Below are 19,999 nucleotides of genomic sequence, written 5' to 3'. Positions count from 1 at the left end.
GGGTCCGGAAGGCCCGACCGCATGGGCGGGTGGTCAACCGCTCGCAGCGGTCGGCCATTTGAGCCTCCGGAGTGGCCGGTTGCGGCTCCGGTGTGGTCGGTTGAGGTCCGGAGCGTTCGTTCGGGACGTGCGGGAGCGGAGGACGCGCAGGTGGGCACGGGAGACGAGGAGCGCCTCGCCGGAGGTGGCGGTGCGACCGCGCGGCGCTGGGTGCTCGGGGTGGACTCCGGCGGCTCCGGTCTGCGGGTGGCGCTCGCCCCGGTACGGGACGCCGACGGGCCGGCGGACTCCGCGCCGTCCGTACGTACCGAACAGCCGTACGCGCGTACCGAGTACAGCGGGCACACCGGGTCTCCGCCCACCGAGTACAGCGGGCACACCGGGTCTCCGCCCGCGGCTGCCGAGTCGCTGACGACCGCGTCCCGGACGCCGGTGCGCACCGGCGAGCAGGGCATCCAAGCCGCCCACCTCCTGGAGCAGCTGCTGCCCATGGCCAGGGAGTTGCTCGACCGGGCGGGCGCCGACCGGCCCGCCGCGCTGGCGATCGGCGCGGCCGGTATGGCCACCCTCGGCGACGAGCTCCGCGCCGTGCTGCCGGGCGCCCTGGAGCGTGAGCTCGGCGTGCGGCGGCTCGCACTCGCCGCCGATGCCGTCACGGCGTACGCGGGGGCGCTCGGGTCCCGGCGGGGCGCCGTGGTGGCCGCCGGCACCGGCCTGATCGCCCTGGGCACCGACCTGGTCTCCTGGCGCCGCGCCGACGGTTGGGGGCATCTCCTCGGTGACTGCGGCGGCGGTGCGTGGATCGGGCGGGCCGGCCTGGAGGCGGCGTTCCGTGCGTACGACGGGCGCGACGGCGGATCCGAGGCCCTGCGCGCCCGCGCGGAGGTCTGCTTCGACGGCCCGCTGCCCGAGCTGCCGGGGAAGCTCTATCCGCGGAGCGACCGCCCCGCCGTGCTGGCGTCCTTCGCCCCCGAGGTGGGCCGCTGCGCGTCGCACGACCCGGTCGCGGCCGGCATCCTGCGGGAGGCGGCGCGGAACATCGCGCAAGCGGCGGCAGCCGTCTGTCCGCGCGAGGCGGACGCGGCGGTGGGCCTGACCGGTGGCCTGTTCGGCATGGGTGAGCCGCTGCTCGTACCGCTCGAGGAGGAGCTGGAACGGCTGATTCCGGGGGCCCGGCCGGTGCCCGCGGCGGGTGATCCGCTCGACGGTGCCGTGATGATCGCCACGGCGCTGTGCATCGGTGGGCCGCTGCTGCCGGCCGACGGGAGACTGCTCAGCTTGCCCAAGTCGCCGGACGATCAGCCCAATTGACCTTTTCGTAACTCATCGGATAAATACGGACGAAAACCGTTCGCCTGCACCCTCCCCGAACAGGGATGCCCACAAAACCAGTAGCATGCGGCGCCATGAGCTCCCCCACTGGGCCCGCATCCGGCCTGCCCGTACGAATGCCGCGACCTCGCCAGCCCGGCCGGCACCGCCGTCCGGAACCCGCGGTGGCTCCCGAGGGAGCACCCGCGCTCGTCCTCGCCGTACCCGGTGCGCCCGGCACCGCCACCAGGTCGCTCGCCGAGGAGGTCGTGAGCATCGCGCGCTCCGAGCTGCCCGGCCTCGACGCCCGGATCGGCTACCTCGACGGTGACGACGCCGAGTACCCGACCCTGCAGTCGGTGCTGGCCCAGGCCGCCGAGCAGCGCACCGCCCGTTATGAGCAGGCGCGCGCGGCCGGCCAGGAGGTGGCCGAGCCCGAGGGGCCGGTCGCCGTCGTGGTGCCGCTGCTCGCGGGCCCGGAGAGCGCGCTGATGCGCCGCGTCCGGCAGGCCGTGATGGACAGCCGCGCCCCCGCCGAACTGACCGACGTCCTCGGCCCGCACCCGCTGCTCGCCGAGGCGCTGCACGTCCGCCTCTCGGAGGCCGGCCTGGCGCGCGCCGACCGCGCCAGGCTGTTCACCGTGGCGACCGCGGCGGACGGCATCATCCTGGCCACCATCGGCGGCGAGGAGGCGGTCCAGGCCGCCGGGATCACCGGCATGCTGCTCGCGGCGCGCCTTGCCGTGCCCGTGATGGCCGCCGCCCTCGACCAGGACGGCGCGATCGCCGCCACGGCCGAGCAGCTGCGCGCCTCCGGCTCCACGCAGCTCGCGCTGGCCCCGCACCTGATCGGCCCCGAGGTCGACGAGGGCCTCCTCGAGACCGCCGCCAAGGAGGCCGGCTGTGCGTCGGCCGAGGCGCTCGGCGCGTACCCGGCGATCGGCAAGCTCGCGCTGTCGCAGTACACGACCGCGCTCGGCATCACCCCGGCCCAGCAGTCCGGCGCGCACAGCCGCTAGAACCGCATCGACAGGGCTCGTCCGCGAGCCCGGCACCGATGCCACCCGAAAGGGCCCGCTCTCGTTCGGAGCGGGCCCTTCGCGTTCTCCCCGGCCGGATGCGTGGCGCCAGGGTCAGCAGAAGACCACGCAGGAGGCCGCGGGTACGCCGACCGAACCGGCCCGGGCGGGCACACCGGTCGCCGGGTCGAGAGTGAACCAGGTGACGTCCCCGGAGTGTTCATTGGCCGCGTACAGGAAGCGGCCGGACGGATGCACGGCGAGGTCGCGCGGCCACCGCCCGCCGCAGTCGACGGTGGCGACGAGGCGGGGTGCGGCGCCCGCCTCCCCGAGGGCCAGGACCGAGATCACGTCCTTGCCGCGGACCGCCGTCCACAGGAACCCGCCCTGTGGGGCGACGGCGATCCCGGAGGGGTAGGCGTCCCCGGTGGAGCCCGCGGCCAGCACCGGCAGCTCGTCGCGCGGGGTGAGGGTCCCGGAGTCGGGGTCCCAGTCGCAGACGGTCAGCGTCGCGGCCAGCTCGTTGAGCACGTAGACATGCCTGCCGTCGGGGTGGAAGGCGAGGTGACGCGGGCCGCTGCCCGGCCGCAGGGACACCTCGTGGCGTACGACGAGCTCGTCCCCGGCGAAGGCGCAGACCCGCACCGTGTCGGTGCCCAGGTCCACCGACAGGAGCAGGCGGCCGCTCGGGTCGGGTACGACCTGGTGGGCGTGCGGGCCCTCCTGGCGGTCCGGATCGGGACCGGATCCGCTGTGGCGCAGTACGGCGCTGTCGCCGAGGCTCCCGTCCGGCCGCAGCAAAAGCGTGGAGACGCTCCCGGAGCCGTAGTTCGCGACGACCAGGCGGCGGTCCGCGAGCGCGAGGTGGGTGGGGCTCGCGCCGCCCACCGGGACGGGGGTGCCGATCAGTGCAGGTACACCGTCCGGGGTGCCGGTCGCGCGGAATGCCGCGGCCCGCCCGTCCTCGCTCTCCCCGACCGCGTACAGGAAGTCCCCGTCCGGCGACGGGGCGAGGAACGACGGGTTGTCGAGAGCGGCGGTGGAGCCGAGCACGCCGAGTGCACCCGATTCCGGATCGATCGTGGCGGCGGTGATACCGAGCCCGCCCGCCGTGGTGAAGGAACCGATGTACGCCCGGGTGCCGCCCACGTGAGAATCCCTGTCGCCGAGGCCGTGTGGTGATCCCGACGGTAGCAGGCGGTCTAGACCAGAGGCGGGGATTCGGTGGTCCTCTCCGGCGGCGGCCCGAGCCTCCTCAGGCTCCGATCGGCAGGCGGTCCGAACTCCGCAGTGGGACGGCCAGTTCGAGCAGGGCGCGCTCCAGCGCATGCAGGTGTACGAGCTCGGGTTCCGTGGGTGTGGGTTCGACCGCCGCGGCGTCCTCGGGCCGGCGTCCCCGGTGGATGTCCGGCGCGTCGGTGAGCGCCTCGACCGCGGCCTCGACGCGCCAGCACGCAGCGGCCAGCCTCGCGTCGTGCGAGGCCTCCGGATCGGCGGCGACGGAGGCCAGTCCCCGTACCTCACGGGCGCAGTCGTCGAGCAGCGCGAGCACGTGCCGGGCACGGCCCTTGCGCGCCTTCATCGGGCTGAAGGGGTGCACGAGCGGCGCGAGTGACAGACGTACGCGTCCGAGCAGCGCCTCGAGCTCGGCGACGCGGGGTGCCGGATCGGCGTCGGCGTCGCCGCCGAGCCGGGCCGCCGCCTCGGCGGTGCAGGCGCGCACGCAGCGCAGCGCCCGCGCCACCCAGGCGTCGGTCACGGAGTGCGTGGTCACCGGCAGCACGAGCAGCACCGCGAGCACGGCACCCAGCGCACCGACCGCCGTCTCGGTCACCCGCAGCCCGAGCAGGGCCGGGTCGAGAACGCCGAGCAGGCCGTAGAGCATGCTCGCCATGACGGTCACCGCGAGCATCATCCAGGTGTACGAGACGGCGGCGGTGTAGAAGATCCCGAAGACGCTGACCGCGACGACCACGGCGGCCACCACCGGTTCGTGGTGCAGCGGCACCGCGACCAGGAAGCCGAGGACGATCCCGAGCACCGTCCCGAGGAACCGGCGGAAGCCCCGCACCAGGGTCTCTCCGCGCGAGGTGGTGTTGACGAACACCCACCAGGTGGCACCCACCGCCCAGTACCACCGCTCGCCGGACAGGAGCTGCCCGATCGCGAGGGCAAAGGCGCCGCCGAGGGTCGCCTGGACGGCCTGCCGGGAGGTGATCCGCGCGAGCCCGGTGCCGCCGGTGGGTGGCGCGACCGCCACCGGCCCCAGGATCCGGCGTTCGTAGCACCAGGCGCCGAAGCGCACCGCGGACGAGGCGAGCAGGGACAGCAGTACCGCGGCGTACAGCTCGGGGAGTTGACCGGGCACGGTGTGCAGGAACTGGGCGGCGAAGAAGGTCATGAAGGCGAACACCCCGAGGGAGTGGCCGCGCGGTCCCCACCGCCGCGCGTACACCCCGGCTCCCACGACCGCGAGGAACGCCAGGTCACGGGCGACGGGGACGTCGTGCAGCACCGCAGCGAGCGCGAGCACCGGCAGGCCGACCGCCGGCAGCAGCGCCGTCGTCACCGCCTGTCCGCGCACCGTCGGGTCGGTCACCGTGAACAGGGCGAGCAGCGCGGCGAGGCCGCCGGTGATGGCGGCCTCGAGCGAGTGCCCGAGCAGGCCGCAGACCACCACGGCGAGCCCGATTCCGAGCACGGCACGGCTCGCGAACCGCAACCGGATCCGGCCGGGGTCCGGTGCCGTGAACGCCCTTCTCAGCAAGTTGCCCCGCCCTCTCCACGCGCGCGATCCGCCGCGGTCCACCTGGTGCCGCGGCGCCGACATGAGAAAGGCGCCGCGGAGATCCCTGGGATCCGCAGCGCCATCGACGCGTACATCAGAGCATCAGACCGGCTCCTGGTTCAACACGGGCCGAGTGTCCTGGGCCAATGGCTCACTCCGGGCGGGTTCTCGTCGGCCGCCGGCGAGCCAACGGACCACCAGGACTCCACCTCCGGCCGGATCGGCCCCCAACGACTGGGCGGCCACGGAGCGTTGGGCGCCGGCCACCGGCATCCCCGTCCGGAATCCGGACGTGCTGGCCGTCCTCGACCACGGCCCGTAGGGTGGCGGACGCAGCTGGTTCGCCCCCGTCAGCCAGGCGGGACGCGTCGCAAGAGGGAACCCGGTGGGAATCCGGGACTGCCCCGCAGCGGTGAGTGGGAACGACCGCCGTCATACGCACTGGGCCCGACGAACGGGACCTGGGAAGCGACGGCCAGTAGGAGCCCTCCGGCAAGGAGAGCACGCCCGCGAGTCCGAAGACCTGCCACCTGCCCGTGCGCGCACCGCGCGTGCGGACATTCCGGTGACCTCGAGGGCGGGTCGGCGTACATACGGGCGGACGGCCGTGCGAGGTCGCACCGCCGGTCTGTCTCCTCCCCCGGCCGCGTCGGTCTCCGGAATCTCAGGGATACGTCTCTCGAAGGAGAACTCCGTGACCACCGAGACCGCAGCCGCGGCAGCACGGGCCACCGTGTACGGCTACCCCCGCCAGGGCCGGAGCCGTGAGCTCAAGAAGGCGATCGAGGGCTACTGGAAGGGCCGGGTCACCGCCGACGCCCTCCGCGCCACCGCCGCAGAGCTCCGGCGCACGAACTGGCAGGACCTCGCCGGCGCGGGCATCACCGAGGTGCCCACCGGCGACTTCTCTTACTACGACCACGTCCTGGACACCAGCGTCATGGTCGGGGCGATCCCCGAGCGCCACCGGGCGGCCGTCGACGCCGACGCCCTGGACGGGTACTTCGCCATGGCCCGCGGGACGAGCGATGTCGCACCCCTTGAGATGACCAAGTGGTTCGACACCAACTACCACTATCTGGTGCCCGAGTTGGGCCCTGACACGGTGTTCACGGCCGACTCCGCCAAGCAGGTGGCCGAGCTCGAGGAGGCCCTCGCGGCGGGTCTCGCCGCGCGCCCGGTGCTTGTCGGCCCCGTCACGTACCTCCTGCTCGCCAAGCCCGCCCCGGGCGTCGCGGCCGGATTCGACCCGCTGACCCTGCTCGACCGGCTCCTGCCGGTGTACGCGGAGGTGCTCGCCGATCTGCGCGCCGCCGGCGCCGAGTGGGTGCAGCTGGACGAGCCCGCCCTGGTGCAGGACCGCACCCCGGCGGAGCTGAACGCGGCGGCGCGCGCCTACCGCGATCTCGGCGGCCTCACCGACCGCCCGAAGCTCCTGGTCGCCTCGTACTTCGACCGCCTCGGTGACGCACTGCCCGTACTCGCCAAGGCCCCGGTCGAGGGACTGGCCCTGGACTTCACCGAGGCCGCCGCGGCCAATCTGGACGCGCTGGCCGCCGTCGGCGGACTGCCGGGCAAGCGTCTGGTCGCGGGCGTGGTGAACGGCCGCAACATCTGGATCAACGACCTGGCGCAGTCCCTCGCCACCCTCGGCACCCTGCTCGGCCTGGCCGACCGGGTCGACGTCGCCGCGTCCAGCTCGCTGCTGCACGTACCGCTCGATGCCTCCCTCGAGCGGGACATCGACCCGCAGATCCTGCGCTGGCTCGCCTTCGCGCGGCAGAAGACGGCCGAGATCGTCACGCTCGCCAAGGGCCTCGCCCAGGGCACCGACGCCATCACCGCGGAACTCGCCGCCAACAAGGCCGATCTGGCCTCGCGCGCCGGTTCGCCGATCACCCACGACCCCGCCGTGCGTGCCCGCGCCGCCGCCGTCACCGACGCCGATGCGCGCCGCTCCCAGCCGTACGCCGAGCGGACCGCGGCCCAGCGCGCCCATCTCGGTCTGCCGCTGCTCCCGACCACCACCATCGGCTCGTTCCCGCAGACCACCGAGCTGCGCACGGCGCGCGCCGATCTGCGGGCGGGACGTATCGGCACCGAGGGCTACGAGGAGCGCATCAGGAACGAGATCCGCGAGGTCATCTCCTTCCAGGAGAAAGCCGGCCTCGACGTCCTGGTGCACGGCGAGCCCGAGCGCAACGACATGGTCCAGTACTTCGCCGAGCAGCTCAGCGGCTATCTGGCCACCCAGCACGGCTGGGTCCAGTCGTACGGCACGCGCTATGTCCGGCCGCCGGTCCTCGCGGGCGACATCTCGCGGCCCGAGCCGATGACGGTGCGCTGGACGACGTATGCGCAGTCGCTGTCGGACCGGCCGGTGAAGGGCATGCTGACGGGCCCGGTGACGATGCTCGCCTGGTCCTTCGTACGGGACGACCAGCCGCTCGGCGACACCGCCCGCCAGGTGGCGCTCGCCCTGCGCGACGAGGTGGACGATCTGGAGGCGAACGGCACCTCGGTGATCCAGGTCGACGAGCCCGCGCTGCGCGAGACGCTGCCGCTGCGCGCCGCCGACCGTCCCGGCTATCTGGCCTGGGCGACCGAGGCCTTCCGCCTCACCACCAGCGGCGTCCGCCCGGACACTCAGATCCACACGCACATGTGCTACGCGGAGTTCGGTGACATCGTGCAGGCCATCGACGACCTCGACGCCGATGTGATCAGCCTGGAGGCCGCTCGCTCGCACATGCAGGTGGCCCACGAGCTGGCGGAGCACGGCTATCCGCGTGAGGCGGGACCGGGTGTGTACGACATCCACTCCCCGCGGGTCCCGGACGCGGAGGAGGCGGCCGCCCTGCTGCGCACCGGGCTCGAGGCCATCCCGGCCGAGCGGCTCTGGGTCAATCCGGACTGCGGCCTGAAGACCCGCGGCTGGCCGGAGACCCGGGCGTCCCTGGAGAACCTGGTCGCCGCGGCCCGTACGGTCCGCGGTGAGCGCGGGGCGCCGACGGCCTGACCCGGTCCATGAGCGCCGGGGCGGGGCATTGCGCCACGGCAGTGCCCCGCCCCGGCTTCGTACGGGCGGCGGCGGGCAGCGCCGGTCCGTCGCCGCCCGCCCGGTGGGCCATCGGCTGCCTGTCGTCGCGGTGTCCCGTGCCATACGGAGGCGGTGGAGCGTTCCGGACGAGCCGGTGGCACCATCGAAGCGCTGCCCGGTCCCGGGCACGGCGTCCCACGAAAGGCGCGCACGGCATGGCCGTCGACGAGCTCGACACCCGGATCCTGCGGCTCCTGATCGAGCAGCCGCGCACCAGCGTGCGCGAGTACGCCCGCATCCTCGGGGTGGCCCGCGGCACCCTGCAGGCCCGCATCGACCGGATGGAACGCGAGGGCGTGATCACCGGCAGCGGGCCGGCCCTGTCGCCCGCGGCGCTCGGGCACCCCGTGCTCGCCTTCGTGCACATCGAGGTCACCCAGGGGCACCTGGACGACGTCGGTGATGCGCTGGCCGAGATCCCGGAGATCATCGAGGCCTTCTCGATCACCGGCGGCGGCGATCTGCTCACCCGGGTCGTGGCCCGGGACAACGGCCATCTCGAGGACGTCATCCAGCAGCTCATCCAGCTGCCGGGCGTCGTCCGTACCCGGTCCGAGGTGGCGCTGCGCGAGCGGGTGCCGCGCAGGCTGCTGCCGCTCGTCGAGTCCCTGGCCCGCAAGCCCGGCGCATCCTCCTGACCCAGCCCGCCTGACCCTGCCCGCCCGAGGACCGTCCACGGCGCCGGTCCGGCGCACCCTTGGCATGCTTGGGGGCATGAGCAGCCAGACACCCAGCGCCGCCGTGCCGGCCGGTACCGCCGTCGTCCTCGACCTCGACGGCACCCTCGTCGACAGCGAGCCCAACTACTTCGAGGCGGGCCGCCGACTGCTCGCCCGGCACGGCGTCACCGATTTCGACTGGGCGGACCACGAGCGGTACGTGGGCATCTCCACCGCCGAGACGGTCGCGATCTGGCGGACGAAGTACGGTCTCGACGCGACGCCCGAGGAACTGCTCACCGAGAAGAACGCCTACTACCTGGAACTGGCCCGGGCCGGCACCCGCGCCTATCCGCAGATGCGGGAGTTCGTCACCGAGCTGCACGCCCGCGGTGTCCCGATGGCCGTCGCGTCCGGTTCCTCGCGGGCGGCCATCGAGGCGATCCTGCAGGGCACGGGGCTCGACGCGTATCTCACGGTCCTGGTGTCCGCCGAGGAGGTGGAGCACGGGAAGCCGGAGCCGGACGTGTTCCTGGAGGCTGCCCGGCGGCTCGGGGTGGCGCCCGAGGCGTGCGTGGTGATCGAGGACGCGGCGCCCGGCGCCGCGGCGGCCCGCGCTGCCGGCATGCGGTGCATCGCCGTTCCGTATGTGCCCGAGACCGCTGACGCTCCGGCCTTCGCCGCGGCGGACCTGCTGTTTCCCGGTGGGCAGCAGGAGTTCACGGCCAGGGCGGCGTACGACTGGCTGGTGCGGACGGCACCGGCCGGCGGTGCGGGGTCCTGACCTCGGCGACGGATCCGGCCACCGGCTCGGGCGGCCCGGATCCTGGACAGGGCCCTTGTCGATGGCGGCCCCCCGACGAGATATCTTGATGTCAAGCAATGTTGCAGACGTGGAGCGGAGCACCCGGTGACTGACTCGACCATCATCTATACGCACACCGACGAGGCCCCTGCCCTGGCGACGTATTCGTTCCTGCCGGTGATCGAGGCCTACGCCTCGACGGCGGGTGTCGGGGTGGAGAGCCGCGACATCTCCCTCGCGGGACGGATCATCGCGAGCTTCCCCGAGCGCCTCGAGGAGAGCCGGCGCATTCCGGACGCGCTCGCCGAGCTCGGCGAGCTGGCGAAGACTCCCGGCGCGAACATCATCAAGCTGCCGAACATCTCGGCCTCGATCCCGCAGCTCAAGGCCGCCATCGCCGAGCTGCAGGAGCAGGGCTACGCGCTGCCTGACTACCCGGACGACCCGCAGACGGACGAGGACAAGGACGTCCGCGCGCGCTACGACAAGGTCAAGGGCAGCGCCGTCAACCCGGTGCTGCGCGAGGGCAACTCCGACCGCCGTGCGCCCGCCTCGGTCAAGAACTACGCCAAGACGCACCCGCACCGCATGGGTGCCTGGTCGGCCGACTCCAAGACCAATGTCGCCAGCATGTCCGGCGACGACTTCCGCTCCACCGAGAAGTCCGCGGTCATCTCCGAGGCCGGTTCGCTGCGCATCGAGCTCGTCGGTGACGACGGCAGCACCACGGTGCTGCGCGAGTCGGTACCGGTGCTCGAGGGCGAGGTCGTCGACGCCTCGGTGATGCGGGTCGGCGCGCTGCGCGAGTTCCTCAAGGAGCAGGTCGCGCGCGCCAAGGCCGAGGGTGTGCTGTTCTCCGTGCACCTCAAGGCCACGATGATGAAGGTCTCCGACCCGATCATCTTCGGTCACGTGGTGCGCGCCTTCTTCCCGAAGACGTTCGCCGCCTACGGTGACGTCCTGGCGGGCGCCGGCCTCAGCCCGAACGACGGTCTGGGCGGCATCCTCAAGGGCATCGAGTCGCTGCCGCAGGCCGCCGAGATCAACGCCTCCTTCGAGGCCGAGATCGCCGAGGGCCCCGAGCTCGCGATGGTCGACTCGGACCGCGGCATCACCAACCTGCACGTGCCGAGCGACGTCATCGTGGACGCCTCGATGCCGGCCATGATCCGTACCTCGGGCCACATGTGGGACACCCGCGGCGAGGAGGCCGACACCATCGCGGTGCTGCCCGACAGCAGCTACGCGGGCATCTACCAGGTCGTCATCGACGACTGCCGGGCGAACGGCGCCTTCGACCCGTCCACCATGGGTTCGGTGCCGAACGTCGGTCTGATGGCGCAGAAGGCCGAGGAGTACGGCAGCCACGACAAGACCTTCGAGGTGCAGTCCACCGGCACCGTGCGGGTCGTCGACGGCAGCGGCAAGGCCGTCCTCGAGCAGACCGTCAGCGCCGGCGACATCTTCCGGATGTGCCAGACCAAGGACGCCCCGATCAAGGACTGGGTGAAGCTCGCTGTCACCCGTGCCCGCGCGACCGGCAGCCCGGCCGTGTTCTGGCTGGACGAGACCCGTGCGCACGACGCGGTCCTCATCGAGAAGGTCCGTACGTACCTGGCGGAGCACGACACCGAGGGTCTGCAGATCGAGATCCTGTCCCCGGTCGAGGCGACCGCGTTCTCGCTCGAGCGCATCCGGCGCGGTGAGGACACCATCTCGGTGACCGGCAATGTGCTGCGTGACTACCTGACCGACCTGTTCCCGATCCTGGAGCTGGGCACCAGCGCCAAGATGCTCTCGGTGGTGCCGCTGATGAACGGCGGCGGGCTCTTCGAGACCGGCGCCGGCGGCTCCGCTCCGAAGCACGTGCAGCAGCTCGTCAAGGAGAACTACCTGCGCTGGGACAGCCTCGGTGAGTTCCTCGCCCTCGCGGTGAGCTTCGAGCACCTGGCCCAGACCACGGGCAACGCGCGCGCCCAGGTGCTCGCCGACACCCTGGACCGCGCCACGGCCACCTTCCTCAACGAGGACAAGTCGCCGAGCCGTCGGCTCGGTGGCATCGACAACCGCGGCAGCCACTTCTACCTGGCCCTGTACTGGGCACAGGAGCTGGCCAAGCAGACCGACGACGCGCAGCTCGCGGAGGCGTTCGCGGCGCTCGCCAAGACGCTCACCGAGCAGGAGCAGACGATCGTCGACGAGCTGCTCGCCGTGCAGGGCTCGCCGGCCGACATCGGCGGCTACTACCAGCCCTCGACGGCCAAGGCCGCCGAGGTGATGCGTCCTTCCGCGACCTTCAACAAGGCCATNTACCAGCCCTCGACGGCCAAGGCCGCCGAGGTGATGCGTCCTTCCGCGACCTTCAACAAGGCCATCGCCTCGCTGTCCTGAGGCTCCAGGGACTCCGCTCCCGCACCACACGACCGCCCCGACCGGCAACCCGCCGGTCGGGGCGGTCGTGTGTACGGGGTACGCCGGCTATGCGTCGGCCGGGTCGCCGGTCGCCCGGTCCAGGGTGGCTCGCAGGATGGTGCGGACCGCGTCGAGTTCCGCGGCATCGCGCGGCGCGTAGAGCAGCGTGTAACTGGCCGGGAGATTCGCCAACCGGCCCGCGAGGCCGTGCAGTTCGCCCCAGCCGCGTTCGACGACGGGGCGGACGTCCGCGGGATGCAGATGGAGGTGGAGCGACCCCTGCGGGCGGTGGAAGTGGGCCACCTCGCCGGTCACGGAGTCGCCACGGCGTACGGCGGCGGGTACGAAGAACGCCGGGTTGTGCAGTTCGAACTGGCTCTGCCGCTCCTCCACCTCGCCGTCACGTGCGCGGAGTTCGCCGTCGAACACCTCCTGGAGGCGGTCGAGCATGCCGCTGGGTGCGTCCTGGTCGAGCTGCCGGTGCGGCACCGGGTGCGGGGCGATACGGGGCCGCGCGCCGCGCTGCGGCAGCGCCTTCAGGTCCGGGTGCTCCGCGCCGTCGGGAAAGCCCGCGACGTCCAGCGGATCCCCGGCCCGCAGCCGCAGCCCCGTCATCTTGATCCAGCCCCGCACACCCCACGGGATCCCCCCTTCGCCGAGGGACTGCCAGCGCCGGTAGTCGCGCCGCACCAGTACCGCCGCGGCCGTGACAGCGCCGAGTCCCACGGCAGTACGCCAGGGACCGAACGGGGAACTCTTCATCGAACACCAGCCTCCAGACAACGACGACGTACAGGCACCATGGTCCCAGCGCCGGTACGAGCCCGGCCGGCGGATCGGTGAACGCCCAGCGTGGACGGGACAGTTGGACATGATCAACGGCGAGACCTCGCACTGGATCCGGCAGTCCCGGCGGCCGGACCGGCCCCGCCTGCACGGTGACGCCACCGCGGACGTGTGCGTCATCGGGGCCGGCTACACCGGACTGTGGACCGCGTACTGGCTCACCCAGGCGCTGCCCGGCATCTCGGTCGTCGTGGTGGAGGCGGAGCATGTGGGGTACGGCGCGTCGGGGCGCAACACATCGGCGGAGTGCTGGGCGCCGTGCACAGCCCGCACCCACCCCCCGAGTTGATGTGGTTGAACGCTGTAACTTAGGGTCTCCTTACCAGCCGGACGGTGTCGCTGTGACCGGCGGTGTTCCTGTACTGAACGAAGAGGACCTCTCATGCTCATATCGACTCGACCGGGCCGCAGGGCTCTCGCGGCGGCCGCGTCCGCCGCGGTGCTCACCCTCGTCCTCGGCGCCTGCGGCTCCGGTGACGACGGGGCCTCCGGCGGCAGCGGTTCGGGCAAGAAGGGCGACGGGGCCTTCCCCGTGAGCATCAAGAGCGCCCTCGGCACCGCCGAGATCACCGAGGAGCCCCAGCGGGTCGTCACCCTCGGCCAGGGCTCCACGGAGACCGCCATCGCTCTCGGACACACCCCGGTGGGCATGGAGGAGTACCCCTGGGGCAGCGACAAGACCGGCTACATGCCGTGGATCCACGAGGCCGTCAAGAAGAAGGGCGACAAGCTGCCCAAGCAGTTCAAGGGCGGCGAGGAGCTCGACATCGAGGCCATCACGGAGCTCGAGCCGGACGTGATTCTCGCTCCCTGGTCGGGCATCACGCAGAAGCAGTACGACATCCTCAAGGACATCGCCCCCACGGTCGCCTACCCGGACAAGGCGTGGAGCACCAACTGGGACCAGCAGATGGACATCATCGCCAAGGCACTCGGGCAGCCCGAGGACAGCAAGAAGCTCAAGGACAAGATCCAGAAGCAGCTGTCCGCCGCGGCCGAGTCCCGTCCCGAGTACAAGGACCACACGTTCTCGTACATCTACACCACCGGTCCCGGCACGCTCGGGGTGTTCCGCTCCGAGGAGCAGCGGGTGGAGATGGTGTCCGAGCTCGGTCTGAAGTCCGACCCGGTGGTGGACACCTTCAAGGAGACCGAGGGCACGGACTCCTCGCTGATCGGCCTGGAGAACGGCAACAAGCTGAAGAACAGCGACCTGATCTTCACGTTCTACTCGGACGCCAAGTCCCGTGAGCAGATCGAGGGTCAGAAGCTGTACAAGGCGATCCCGGCGATCAAGAAGGGCGCGGTCGTCGCGGGTGACGAGAATCCGTTCGTCACCGCCTCCTCGATGATCAACCCGCTGACCGTGCCGTGGAGCATCGAGCGCTATCTGCCGATGATCGACAAGGCGATCGAGAAGACCAAGTAGGGCGTGGTCCTTCCCGCATGACCACTTCCGTCACCTCCCGTACGGGTGGCACGGCTCCCGTACGGAGCGGTGCCGCCCGCTCGGTGCTCTGTCTGGTCGGGGCGCTGGTGCTGCTCGTGCTCGCGCTGTTCGCCAGCGTGATGTTCGGCAACATGAGCAACTCGTTCGGCGATGTGCTCGATGTGCTCTCCGGCGACGGCGACAGCTATCTGACGACCGTCGTCGAGAGCCGCTATCCGCGCACCGTGCTCGGTGTGCTCGCCGGTGTCTGTCTGGCCGTGTCCGGCACCCTGATGCAGGGGGTGACACGCAATCCGCTGGCCGATCCGGGACTGCTCGGCATCAATGCGGGCGCGGCCGCGAGCATCGTCGCCGCCACCGCCTTCCTCGGTGCGTCCGGGCAGTCGGAGACCATGGGGTGGGCGCTGCCGGGTGCGCTCCTGTCCGGTGTGTTCGTGCATCTGCTCGGCTCCGCCGGGTCGAGTACGTCACTGGTGCGGCTCGTCCTCGCGGGCGCCGTGCTCACCGCCGTACTGACCGCCTTCGTGCAGGCCGTGACGCTCAGCAGGCCGCAGGTCTTCGACAGTTACCGGTACTGGGTGGTGGGCGCGTTCGGCGGCAGGGACTTCTCGGCATTCTGGCCGGTGCTGCCGTTCGCGGTGGTGGGGCTGCTCGTCGCGCTCGTGCTCGCGCCGTCCCTGAACAGCCTGGCCCTCGGCGACGAGTCGGCCACCTCACTCGGCACCAATCCTGCGGTGATCCGCGGGACCGGTCTGCTGACCGCGACGGTGCTGAGCGCCGCCGCGACCGCCGCGGTGGGGCCGATCGCCTTCGTGGGCCTGGCAGTTCCGCACATCGTGCGGGCCGTCGGCGGGGTCGACTTCCGTATGCAGGTGCTGCTCGCGGCCCTCACCGGTCCGTCCCTGCTGCTGTTCGCTGACGTGATCGGCCGGATTCTGCTGCGTCCGCAGGAGTTGATGGTCGGTGTGGTCACCGCGTTCGTCGGCGCCCCGGCGCTGCTGCTCGCGGTGCGGCGGATGAAGGGCGGCGCATGAGCACCGACCTCCGCAAGGCCGCGCCCGCGCCGGCCGATTCCCCGCGTCCGCCGCGCGGTTATCTGCGTGTCGGCAACCGGATCGCCCTGCCCGTGCAGCGCAGTTCGGTGGTCGTGGTGCTCTGCGCTCTGGCCGCGCTGCTGGTCGCGGCCGTTCTGACCCTGACCCTCGGAAGGCTCGGCATCCGGCTCACCGATCTGCCGAGCGCCGTGTTCGGCGGGGCCGAGGGCAAGGACGCCTTCGTACTGAACCGGCTGCGCGGCCCGCGCCTGGTCACCGGGATCGCGACCGGTGCGGCCTTCGGCCTTTCCGGCACGCTGTTCCAGACGGTGACCCGCAATCCGCTCGGCAGCCCCGACATCATCGGACTCAGTACGGGTGCCGGCGCCGGCGCCGCAGCGTTCGCGCTGCTGCTTCCGGGCGTACCGGTGTGGATCGGGGCCGTGCTCGGCGCGGTGGGCGCGATGGCGCTGGTGTACGTGTCCACCGGGACCGGCTTCCGCAACCCGGGGCGGCTCGTGGTGGCCGGCATCGGCGTGGCCGCGATCTCCACGGCGGTGATCCAGTACGTGGTGTACGTCGTGGAGCGCGATGCGGCCACTTCGCTGACCGCGTACCTCAACGGCAGTCTGGCCGCGCGTTCCTGGTCGGACGCGACGACGATCTGGGTGGTGCTGCTCGCCACCGCGCCGCTGTGCGCCCTGGTGTCCCGGCACCTGGCCGTGGGTGAGATGGGCGACGAGATCTCCGCCTCGCTCGGCAGCGACCCGGGCCGTACCAGGACCGCGGCCGTGGTCCTGTCCATCGTCCTCGCGGCAGGCGCGGTCACCGTGGCGGGGCCGATCGCCTTCGTCGCTCTGATCGCACCGCAGGTCGCCCGGCGCATCACCCGAGGCGCGGGACCGCGCCTGCTGCTCTCCGCCCTGACGGGTGCCCTGCTGCTGGTACTCGCCGATCTCGCGGCGCAGCAACTCCCGCTCTTCGACGACCTGCCCGTCGGCATCTACACCATGGCCGTCGGCGGCCTCTACCTCGGCTACCTGCTGACGCGTGAATGGAGAAGGGGAAGCCTGTGACGATCGACGCGGGTACGCACACCGGCGGGGCGCCGGCCGTTCAGGGCCTCAGTGCCCGGGAGGTCACCCTCTCGTACGGGGCCGCGCCCGTGGTGAAGGGCGTCAGCCTGGAGGTGCCGCACGGCGGGCTCACGGTGATCGTGGGCCCCAACGGCTGTGGGAAGTCCACCCTGTTGAAGTCCTTCGCCCGGGTCCTGAAGCCGGTGAGCGGGCACATCGCGCTGCACGGGCGGGACGTACGGGCGCTGCGCGGCCGGGACTTCGCACGCCAGGTGGCGCTGCTGCCGCAGAGCCCGATCGCGCCGGAGGGCATCACGGTGCAGGGTCTGGTGCGCCGCGGCCGGCATCCGCATCACACGCTGCTCCGCCAGTGGTCGCCGGACGACGACCGGGCGATCGCGCTGGCGCTCGAGCGGGCCGGGATGACGGAGCTCGCCGAGGCGCAGGCGGGCGATCTGTCGGGCGGTCAGCGTCAGCGGGCCTGGATCGCGATGGTGCTGGCCCAGGACACCGAGGTGATCCTGCTCGACGAGCCGACCACCTTCCTGGACATCTCCCACCAGTACGACCTGCTCGAACTGTGTGCCGAGCTCAACCGCGACGGGCGCACGATCGTCGCGGTGCTGCACGACCTCAACCAGGCTGCCCGGTTCGCCTCCCATCTGGTGGTGATGAACCACGGCGAGGTGGTGGCCGAGGGCGCCCCGCACGACGTCCTGACGGCGGAGTTGGTGGCGGAGGTGTTCCAGCTGGACTGCGACATCGTGCCCGATCCGCGGACGGCGACCCCGATGGTGATCCCGCACGAGCGGGTGCGGGCGGGGAAGACCGGCTGACCCGCGGCGTTGCGGCGCTCGGGTGCCTGCCGCAACCCTTGTCGCGCCTGGGACGTTCTGCTTGACTCCGGCCGCCGGTATGCCCACGTGCGGAGGACGTCATGGAGATCGCCCGGAGAACGCTGCTGTCCGCCCTGTCGGCCGCCGGGGTCCTCGCGGTGATCCCGGTGGGGCGGGCGGATGCGGCCGAATCGGCGGCGGGCTTCGAGCAGTTGCTCGGCAATACGGACGCGCTGTTCGCGGGCACCGAGGAGTCCAACTCCGTGGCGGAGGTGGCTCCCCGGCTCGCGGCGATCGTCGAGGCGGCGCAGAAGAATCTGGCGGCGATGGACGAGGCGGGCGAGGGCGAGCTCTTCGCCGGCCTGGAGCTCGGCACCGACGACGCCAATCTCAACACGGCCTATCTGCGTCTGTACGAGATCGCGCTCGCCACCCGCGCGCCCGGCACTCCCCCGTCGGACCTGTACGGCGACACCGCGGTCCAACGGCGGGTGATCGACGGCCTGTTGTGGCTGCACGAGAAGTACTACGGCGACCAGGACGGCGGTTACTACGGCAACTGGTTCAACTGGGAGATCGGCATCTCCCAGCACCTGACCCGCACCCTGGTGCTGCTGCGCGACCAAGTCGCCGCATATCAGCCGGAGTTGACGGCCACCAGTGTCGAGTCGATGGACGCCTATCTGCGCAACGGCGTCGACGGCGACGTGGATCTCGACTCCCGCTTCCACACCGGCGCGAATCTCGCCGACATCACCACCAACCGGATCCTGCAGGGCGCCCTGCTCGGCGACGAGGCACGCATCCGCAAGGCGCTCACCGACCAGCTGACGGTGTTCGCCACCATCGACCCGTACAACCTGCAGCACGAGGTGACGGACGGGCACTACGCGGACGGGTCGTTCATCCAGCACGCATCGGTGGCGTACACGGGGTCGTACGGAAAGGGGCTGCTCTCGCGGGTGGTGCAGACCCTGACGCTCCTGGAGGGCTCGGGCTTCGCGCACGGCGAGGAGCTGGTGCCGACCGTGCACGGCTGGGTGGCGAACGGCTTCGCGCCGCTGATCTTCGAGGGCTGGATGATGGAGGCCGTCAAGGGCCGGGCGGTGTCCCGCACGGGTACGGGGTATGCGGATGTCGCGGTCGTGGCGGAGGCGGTGGTCGACCTGGCCCACCTCGCCACGGGTGACACGGCTCAGGAGCTCAAGAGCTATGCGAAGCACCTGAGTTCGGCCGGCGCGGCGCCCTTCGACCCGGCGGAGTTCGTCTCACCCGTCAGCATCGCCCGGCACTCCGAGATCGACGGCGACGCCTCGGTGCCCGCCGAGGACCTCAATCCCGCGGCCCGCAGCGTCGCCTTCAACGCGATGGACCGGACCGTGCACCGGCGTCCCGGCTACGCCTTCGCGCTGGCCCGCAGCTCGGACCGGATCAGCAAGTACGAGTACATGAGCGGCGAGAACCTGATGCCCTGGTTCCAGGGCGACGGCGCCCACCATCTGTATCTGGCCGGGCAGGACCAGCGGCAGGCGTTCGGGGTGGACTACTACACCGCGGTGTCCCCGTACCGGCTCGCGGGTGTCACGGCCCCCGTCGAGCGTCGCGGCACCGTCCCCGAGCTCTACGGGCAGCCGTACTACGACAATCCCGGCCACCCGCTGAACTTCACTCCGTCGTCCGAGTCGCAGAACACCTATGTGTACTTCCCGCGCGGCACCAACCGGCATTCGGGCGGGGCGACGCTCGGCGCGTACGGCACCGCGTCCCTGGTGCAGTCCAGCGATGTGGCGTACGGGGACCGGGAGTTGCTGCCGGACGACTTCGTGACGTACCGGAACGCGGACGCGACGAAGTCGTGGTTCCTGTTCGACGAGGAGATCGTGGTCCTCGCGGCGGGCGTCGGCGACCCGGCCGGGCGGGCCGTCACGACCACGGCCGACGCCCGGATCGCCGGGCCGGACGACCGGGTGGCGGTGACCGGTGCACTGCACGACGGCCGTGCCTGGACCGGGCCCGGCACGGCCGAACTGAGCTGGCTGCACTGGGCGAACGGCACACGCGGCGAGTCGTCGGGCTATGTGTTCCTGGACACTCCCGAGGTGGTCGTGCGCCTCGCGGACGTCACTCGCAGCCTCCGCGTGGTCCGCACCGCCAACCCGGACACCGAGGTGACCCGGCAGGTCCTCGACGTGTCCTTCGAGCTGCCCGCCGGCGCCGAACCAAGCTCTCTCGCCTATGCGTTGGTGCCGAACGCGAAGCCGGGGCAGCTGCGCTCCCTCGGCCGCAAGGGCCCCCTCGAGGTGCACACCAACACCACCCGGATGCAGGCCGTGACACACCGCGGACTCGGACTCACCGCGGTCAACACGTTCACCCGCGGCCGCCACGGGACGGCGGGGCTGCGCGTCGACGGTCCGGCGTCGATTCTGGTGCGGCGGCCCCACCACCGGGGTCGCACCGAAGTGGCCCTGTCCGACCCGACGATGGACCGGGACACGGTGTCCGTCCTGCTGCGCGGCCGGCACCTGGAGGCGGTCGAGGGCGACGAGGGCGTACAGGCACGGCGGGTGCCCGGAGGCACGCTGGTGGAGGCTCGCACCCGGCACGCTTACGGGAGGAGCTTCACCGTCACGCTGAAGTGAGCCACCTGAACAGTCGTGCGA

General features: G+C 71.8%; 14 protein-coding genes, 1 pseudogene and 1 riboswitch. Of the genes and pseudogenes, 12 read left to right on the top strand and 3 right to left on the bottom strand.

The window, feature by feature from the left end; all coding sequences use genetic code 11:
- Nucleotides 1-150 precede the first annotated feature (150 nt).
- Together DY218_RS25190 and DY218_RS25185 are read left to right on the top strand one after the other, a co-directional pair.
- Entirely contained in the window at nt 151-1,311 is a 1,161-nt protein-coding gene (locus tag DY218_RS25190; protein ID WP_233521895.1) for an N-acetylglucosamine kinase, read from the top strand.
- 95 nt (nt 1,312-1,406) lie between these two features.
- Nucleotides 1,407-2,330: a sirohydrochlorin chelatase gene (locus DY218_RS25185; RefSeq protein WP_128558434.1), complete on the top strand. Its 924-nt coding sequence runs from the start codon at nt 1,407-1,409 to the stop codon at nt 2,328-2,330.
- 114 nt (nt 2,331-2,444) lie between these two features.
- On the opposite strand, the gene DY218_RS25180 is transcribed toward DY218_RS25185, so the two are convergent.
- Nucleotides 2,445-3,479 carry a lactonase family protein gene (locus DY218_RS25180; protein WP_233521894.1) on the bottom strand — a complete coding sequence of 345 codons (1,035 nt, stop codon included), beginning with the start codon at nt 3,477-3,479 and terminating at the stop codon, nt 2,445-2,447.
- Nucleotides 3,480-3,585: 106 nt separating this feature from the next.
- A complete protein-coding gene (locus DY218_RS25175) occupies nt 3,586-5,097 on the bottom strand; it encodes an FUSC family protein (RefSeq protein ID WP_128558432.1) in 1,512 nt (503 codons plus the stop codon).
- A gap of 354 nt (nt 5,098-5,451) precedes the next feature.
- Nucleotides 5,452-5,651, top strand: a riboswitch (cobalamin riboswitch).
- A gap of 161 nt (nt 5,652-5,812) precedes the next feature.
- Between DY218_RS25175 and metE the strand changes: the two genes are divergently transcribed.
- From metE to DY218_RS25155, 4 genes and pseudogenes are all read left to right on the top strand, one after another.
- Nucleotides 5,813-8,137: a 5-methyltetrahydropteroyltriglutamate--homocysteine S-methyltransferase gene (metE, locus tag DY218_RS25170; protein WP_128558431.1), complete on the top strand. Its 2,325-nt coding sequence runs from the start codon at nt 5,813-5,815 to the stop codon at nt 8,135-8,137.
- Between the two features lie 236 nt (nt 8,138-8,373).
- On the top strand, nt 8,374-8,856 hold the full coding sequence (locus DY218_RS25165; protein WP_128558430.1) for an Lrp/AsnC family transcriptional regulator: 483 nt from the start codon (nt 8,374-8,376) through the stop codon (nt 8,854-8,856).
- 76 nt (nt 8,857-8,932) lie between these two features.
- Nucleotides 8,933-9,661 (top strand): HAD family hydrolase, encoded by a 729-nt coding sequence (locus DY218_RS25160; RefSeq protein WP_128558429.1) that lies wholly within the window; start codon nt 8,933-8,935, stop codon nt 9,659-9,661.
- A 126-nt stretch (nt 9,662-9,787) separates the two neighbouring features.
- Nucleotides 9,788-11,991: pseudogene (locus tag DY218_RS25155) on the top strand (NADP-dependent isocitrate dehydrogenase); the annotation flags it as partial.
- Nucleotides 11,992-12,160: 169 nt separating this feature from the next.
- On the opposite strand, the gene DY218_RS25150 reads toward DY218_RS25155, so the two are convergent.
- Complete coding sequence (locus DY218_RS25150) at nt 12,161-12,856, bottom strand: luciferase domain-containing protein (protein WP_128558428.1); 696 nt, start codon at nt 12,854-12,856, stop codon at nt 12,161-12,163.
- A gap of 109 nt (nt 12,857-12,965) precedes the next feature.
- Here DY218_RS25150 and DY218_RS25145 point away from each other — a divergent pair, with 109 nt between their 5' ends.
- The 6 genes from DY218_RS25145 (at nt 12,966) to DY218_RS25120 (ending at nt 19,978) form a co-directional block, all read left to right on the top strand.
- Nucleotides 12,966-13,229: an FAD-dependent oxidoreductase gene (locus DY218_RS25145; RefSeq protein WP_128558427.1), complete on the top strand. Its 264-nt coding sequence runs from the start codon at nt 12,966-12,968 to the stop codon at nt 13,227-13,229.
- A 93-nt stretch (nt 13,230-13,322) separates the two neighbouring features.
- Nucleotides 13,323-14,369: an iron-siderophore ABC transporter substrate-binding protein gene (locus DY218_RS25140; protein ID WP_128558426.1), complete on the top strand. Its 1,047-nt coding sequence runs from the start codon at nt 13,323-13,325 to the stop codon at nt 14,367-14,369.
- A 17-nt stretch (nt 14,370-14,386) separates the two neighbouring features.
- Nucleotides 14,387-15,424, top strand: coding sequence for a FecCD family ABC transporter permease (locus DY218_RS25135; protein WP_128558425.1), 1,038 nt, complete (start codon nt 14,387-14,389; stop codon nt 15,422-15,424).
- Nucleotides 15,421-16,500, top strand: coding sequence for a FecCD family ABC transporter permease (locus DY218_RS25130; RefSeq protein ID WP_128558424.1), 1,080 nt, complete (start codon nt 15,421-15,423; stop codon nt 16,498-16,500). The genes DY218_RS25135 and DY218_RS25130 overlap by 4 nt, the downstream gene beginning before the upstream one ends.
- Nucleotides 16,479-17,336, top strand: a complete 858-nt coding sequence (locus DY218_RS25125; RefSeq protein WP_128558423.1) for an ABC transporter ATP-binding protein — start codon at nt 16,479-16,481, stop codon at nt 17,334-17,336. Before DY218_RS25130 ends, DY218_RS25125 begins: the two co-directional genes overlap by 22 nt.
- Nucleotides 17,337-17,437: 101 nt before the next feature.
- Nucleotides 17,438-19,978: a polysaccharide lyase family 8 super-sandwich domain-containing protein gene (locus DY218_RS25120; protein ID WP_128558422.1), complete on the top strand. Its 2,541-nt coding sequence runs from the start codon at nt 17,438-17,440 to the stop codon at nt 19,976-19,978.
- Nucleotides 19,979-19,999: the final 21 nt, after the last annotated feature.

The sequence above is a fragment of the Streptomyces triticagri genome, from assembly GCF_003429565.1.
GTDB lineage: Bacteria > Actinomycetota > Actinomycetes > Streptomycetales > Streptomycetaceae > Streptomyces > Streptomyces triticagri.
Note: the sequence above shows the minus strand (reverse complement) of the source record. Positions and strands in the feature narration are given on the sequence as shown.

Bases quoted from the DNA above. Each gene is read 5' to 3' on its own strand.
- DY218_RS25120 (WP_128558422.1), top strand. From the start codon at position 17,438: ATGGAGATCGCCCGGAGAACGCTGCTGTCCGCCCTGTCGGCCGCCGGG.
- DY218_RS25125 (WP_128558423.1), top strand. From the start codon at position 16,479: ATGGAGAAGGGGAAGCCTGTGACGATCGACGCGGGTACGCACACCGGC.
- DY218_RS25135 (WP_128558425.1), top strand. From the start codon at position 14,387: ATGACCACTTCCGTCACCTCCCGTACGGGTGGCACGGCTCCCGTACGG.
- DY218_RS25150 (WP_128558428.1), bottom strand. From the start codon at position 12,856: ATGAAGAGTTCCCCGTTCGGTCCCTGGCGTACTGCCGTGGGACTCGGC.
- DY218_RS25140 (WP_128558426.1), top strand. From the start codon at position 13,323: ATGCTCATATCGACTCGACCGGGCCGCAGGGCTCTCGCGGCGGCCGCG.
- DY218_RS25130 (WP_128558424.1), top strand. From the start codon at position 15,421: ATGAGCACCGACCTCCGCAAGGCCGCGCCCGCGCCGGCCGATTCCCCG.
- DY218_RS25165 (WP_128558430.1), top strand. From the start codon at position 8,374: ATGGCCGTCGACGAGCTCGACACCCGGATCCTGCGGCTCCTGATCGAG.
- DY218_RS25145 (WP_128558427.1), top strand. From the start codon at position 12,966: ATGATCAACGGCGAGACCTCGCACTGGATCCGGCAGTCCCGGCGGCCG.
- DY218_RS25185 (WP_128558434.1), top strand. From the start codon at position 1,407: ATGAGCTCCCCCACTGGGCCCGCATCCGGCCTGCCCGTACGAATGCCG.
- DY218_RS25160 (WP_128558429.1), top strand. From the start codon at position 8,933: ATGAGCAGCCAGACACCCAGCGCCGCCGTGCCGGCCGGTACCGCCGTC.